Source organism: Frisingicoccus sp. (assembly GCA_016298055.1).
Taxonomy (GTDB): Bacteria; Bacillota; Clostridia; order Lachnospirales; family Lachnospiraceae; genus Frisingicoccus.
Map to the genome: position 1 here is coordinate 1 of JAEDDO010000154.1, position 4293 is coordinate 4293.

Annotated in this window: 4 protein-coding genes; all 4 read right to left on the reverse strand. The window is 42.3% G+C overall.

Features of this window, described 5'->3' with window-relative positions:
* Positions 1-105: 105 nt before the first annotated feature.
* The 4 genes from QZZ35_RS09535 to QZZ35_RS09550 all read right to left on the reverse strand — a co-directional run bounded on the left by QZZ35_RS09535 (position 106) and on the right by QZZ35_RS09550 (position 4085).
* Complete coding sequence (locus tag QZZ35_RS09535; protein WP_291237188.1) at positions 106-1113, reverse strand: ABC transporter ATP-binding protein; 1008 nt, start codon at positions 1111-1113, stop codon at positions 106-108.
* Positions 1114-1126: 13 nt separating this feature from the next.
* Positions 1127-1927, reverse strand: a complete 801-nt coding sequence (locus QZZ35_RS09540) for an ABC transporter permease (RefSeq protein ID WP_291237189.1) — start codon at positions 1925-1927, stop codon at positions 1127-1129.
* Positions 1924-2775, reverse strand: coding sequence for an ABC transporter permease (locus tag QZZ35_RS09545; RefSeq protein WP_291237190.1), 852 nt, complete (start codon positions 2773-2775; stop codon positions 1924-1926). Before QZZ35_RS09545 ends, QZZ35_RS09540 begins: the two co-directional genes overlap by 4 nt.
* Before the next feature lie 152 nt (positions 2776-2927).
* Positions 2928-4085 carry an ABC transporter substrate-binding protein gene (locus QZZ35_RS09550; RefSeq protein ID WP_291237191.1) on the reverse strand — a complete coding sequence of 386 codons (1158 nt, stop codon included), beginning with the start codon at positions 4083-4085 and terminating at the stop codon, positions 2928-2930.
* Positions 4086-4293: the final 208 nt, after the last annotated feature.

Here is a 4293-nt window from a genome sequence, read left to right on the forward strand (position 1 = left end):
TTGGAAAATATATCTTTAACCGAACAAAAATAGAACAAATATCTAAATGGCATTGACCCCAGTCACCTGTCCCCCCTACCCCTATCTGAGTCAAGGAACCTGTCTCTATAAGAAGATACAGTCATCTTCTTTAAATGAAAGATAAACATCGGTATTGTTTTCAATAACCGTTGCCTTTTTAAATAAAACGTCAACATCAATCTGTCTGTCACCGCACATAACCGCATAACGAAGAACGTTACCGTGAGGCAGGCTGACAACGACTTTACCCTTCATGGATATATATCCTTCTTTTTCAACCGGCTGTAAACCGATCTCTATGATCTCCGGACGGAAGGCTACATCTTTGCCATCCCCGTCTTTGCCGGTCAGTTTCTTAAATTCGCTTACAGGAAGGATATTATAGTGACCGATAAAGGTTGCGGCAAACTTTGATGTCGGCTGCGTATACATCTCTGTCGGAGCTGCCGACTGTTCAATTTTGCCTTTATACATCAAATGGATCACATCTGACATGACCATCGCTTCGTCCTGATCATGAGTTACAAAAATGGCTGTGATATCCATCTCTTTCTGGATACGTCGAATCTCCACCTGAAGAGAATGACGAAGAAGGGCATCAATTGCAGATAAAGGCTCATCCAGAAGAAGTACCTTCGGATTCGTAACCATCGCACGGGCAAGGGCAGCTCTCTGCTGCTGGCCGCCGGACATCTGTGTCGGATAGTGATGCAGATGATCGGTCAGACCGACGATATCCACCATCTCTTCCACACGTTTTGTGATCTCTTCCTTCGGCACTTTTTTCATCTTCAGACCGAAGGCAACATTCTGTGCCACATCCATATTCGGGAAAAGGCTGTACTGCTGGAATACCATACCGATATCACGATCCTTTGGATTCTTAAAGGTGATATCTTCGCCGTCCAGATAAACTTTTCCGGATGTTACCGTCTCAAGTCCGGCCAGACATCTTAAAAGGGTACTTTTTCCGCATCCGGACGGTCCAAGGAGTGTGACTAACTGTCCTTTTTCCACTTCCAGATCAATATTCGTGAGAACTTCATTTTTCCCAAAGCTTTTACTCAAATTTTCAAATCGAATATACGACATTTCTCATCACTCCTTATTTTTTCTGTGTGTTGCCTTTATTTTCCCGGCTTTTCAGGAATAATACAATCGCCGTAATGATAAAGGTTACGAACATAATGATTACGAAAACAGCACTGGCCTTTGTACTGTCGCTCTTCATCGTCTGGTACAGGAAAATCTGCATATTCGGTGCAGAGGTTCCGGCCAGATTTCGAATCAGAACATAATCACCAAAGATAATACCTACAGCCAAAAGTGATGACACGATAATCGCCGAAAGAATATTCGGTACAACCACTCTGAAAAAAGCATAGATCTTTGAAGCGCCGAGCATCTCAGCCGCTTCGATCAGTGTCGGCATATTCACCGCATTCATTCCGTTCCGGATACCCTGATAGATATACGGAAGAATAACGATACAATAGGCTCCCATCAGCATAACAAGACGATTACTCAAAATAGAATCCGTTCCTACATATAAAGACAGGATACTGACGGAAAGAATAACCCCCTGAATCGTATATGGAATCATACAAATTATCTGCACGTATTTCTCAAGTTTCGGAAAATAAATGGCTGTTACGAACAGCGCAAGCAAAACAATAATAATCGTTGTCACGATCGGAATAATACACATTCCGATGGAACGACCGACAGATGCCATGAAATTCGGATCTGTAAATAATGAAACATAGTTGTTCAAAGAAAAGCCTTCCGGCAAAATGCCCGTCCATTTTTTAAAGACAGAGTAAATAATGGAAGCAACCAGCGGAATTAAAAGATAAATCATGACAAGCAGCATAACTGCCATTGAAGCGGAACTCTTTTTCTTCATTTTCGGTTACCTCCTTTCTGGAATCGACGGCTGAGACCATTTGTAATAAAGATCATAACGACCATGATGATCATCATGACAACAGACAATGCACCTCCCAGACCGGCACGGATCCGGACCTCACCGGTAAAGCATCCTGCAATCTGAACCGGAAGCAATGCAATATTATCCATCATCAATGCATAGATGGTTGCATAAGCTGCCAGAGCATTGGCAAAGAGAACACTAAAGGTACCGAGAATACTCGGCATCAGCACAGGAACACCAACCTTGCGCCAGAAAATTCCCGGTGTACCGCCAAGAAGCGTACAAGCTTCTTTCCATTGCTTCTGAACACCGTCAAAAGCAGGTATAAGAAGCAGCGTGGAAAGAGGAATCTGGAAATATATGTAAACCAGACTCATACCGTTCATCGTGTATAAATTGTAATTGGACAAAAAATCAATGCCAAGTTCTTTACCGATATTTACAACCAGACCTGCATTACCGAGAAGAATCATATAAGCGAAGGCCAACGGGATTCCGGCAAAATTAGAAACCATGTTTAAAACTGTCATAAACAGGTGATTCAGTTTTCCCTGATGCTGATGTGCGGCCCGTGCACCTAAAAATGCTACAATAATTCCTATGATTGCAGATGTTATCGATATCTTCAAACTGTTAAAAATAGCTTTTCGATATAACAATTTCGAAAAAATAGTCTGATAATTTTCAAGCGTAAAGCCTGTTCCAGCATCGGGCTGGAAGCTCTTTAAAATGACCGTGATGAGCGGTACGATCTCATAGAGCAGCGCAACGATCAAGAATGGCACTAACGCAAGTAAATAAATATATGTTTTCTTTTTCACCACATTCAACTCCTGTCTGATCCTGTCAATTTTTATCTGGATGCGCCAGAGCCTGTTAATATCCGGGTCAAAAGGTTATGCCCCGTATCACTGAAAAGGGGGTGCGAAAAATGTGCACCCCCGTAAATTCATTCAGATTCGATCAAAAACAATTACTGTACAAGTAATGGAGCGATTTCTTCTTCCCAACGTGTTTTTGCTGTTTCACAAGCTGCGGAATATGCTTCTGCGTCTGAAATCAGAACAGCGCCTGCGATATCTTCTTTGCTGATAACCTGATCTGCATATTCATCTGCAACAACAAAATCTTCTCTTGTAGGAATAGCACCTGCTAAAGCTAAATATGTCTGACCTTCATCACTGAACATGGTCTCTCTTGTAAGAGCTGCTGCATGTGGATGTGGTGCATATTTGTTAATCACAGATGCGTAACCATTCTGAAGAGATCCATCAGAAGGAACAACTGCTGTCATCTTATACTGTTCAATATTCTTGCTGTAAGGAATACCTGTGAAGCTCCATACAACACCTACAGCGATCTCGCCGTTTTCGAAGTTCGCCTGAGTGATATCAAGTGTATTGATTCTTCCTGCTTCTGCCAGTTCTGTCCAGAATTCAAATGCAGGTTCAAGATTATTCATATCACCGCCGAATGCGTATGCGGAAGCGATGAATGCTGCCTGTGCGTTACCGCCTGTAAGAGGCCCAAGTGCCACTTTGTAGTCGCCTTCGCGAATATCCTGCCAGGATGTCGGTACATTATCAACCTGTTCTGTATTTACAAGGAATGTTGTAACGCCTGTATATGCAACCATCCATTTGCCGTCTTCGCCTTTAGCCCAGTCAGGAACGTTATCCCAGTAAGATGTCTTATATCCCTGAACAAGATCTTCAGATACTGCCTGACCTGCAAATCCATATCCGACGTCACCGATATCTTTTGTTCCGTTCTTGCCTTCGGTTGCAAACATCTGAAGTTCTTCTGAAGAACTCATATCAGTATCATTATGTGAGATACCGTATGTATCAGACATAGCCTGCCATAATGAACCCCAGTCTGCCCATTCGTCCGGCATACCAACGGATACGACTTCACCTTCAGCTTTAGCTTTTTCGGTGATCTCGTCTAATGTCAAAGCATTAAGATCAACAGCGCCTTCTTCTGCAGCCTTTGTCTCATCTGCTGCTGAAGTTTCAGCTGCTTTTGTCTCAGCTTTGGTTTCCTTACTGCCCCCGCCGCAGCCGACCAATGCCAGACACATTGCACCAGTCAAAGCTATAGCCAATGATTTCTTAGTCATCTTTTTCATAGTTTCTCCTCCTTCTTTATATAGGCCCTGAGTCCGTGGCCTTAATTCACTTAAAAAAGAGCAGAAAGAAACGTCTTGTGACATTCTCTCTCTAACTCTGCTGTCAAAGTTATTCTAGCATAAATTGTTTGAATTGTAAATAAACTATTGTTCATTTTCCCTATTCTTTAGATTTCTTTTACATTCTCTATACATTTATATGTGATAA

Coding starts and splice junctions, on each gene's coding strand:
- QZZ35_RS09535 (WP_291237188.1), bottom strand. CDS start 1,113: ATGTCGTATATTCGATTTGAAAATTTGAGTAAAAGCTTTGGGAAAAAT.
- QZZ35_RS09540 (WP_291237189.1), bottom strand. CDS start 1,927: ATGAAGAAAAAGAGTTCCGCTTCAATGGCAGTTATGCTGCTTGTCATG.
- QZZ35_RS09550 (WP_291237191.1), bottom strand. CDS start 4,085: ATGAAAAAGATGACTAAGAAATCATTGGCTATAGCTTTGACTGGTGCA.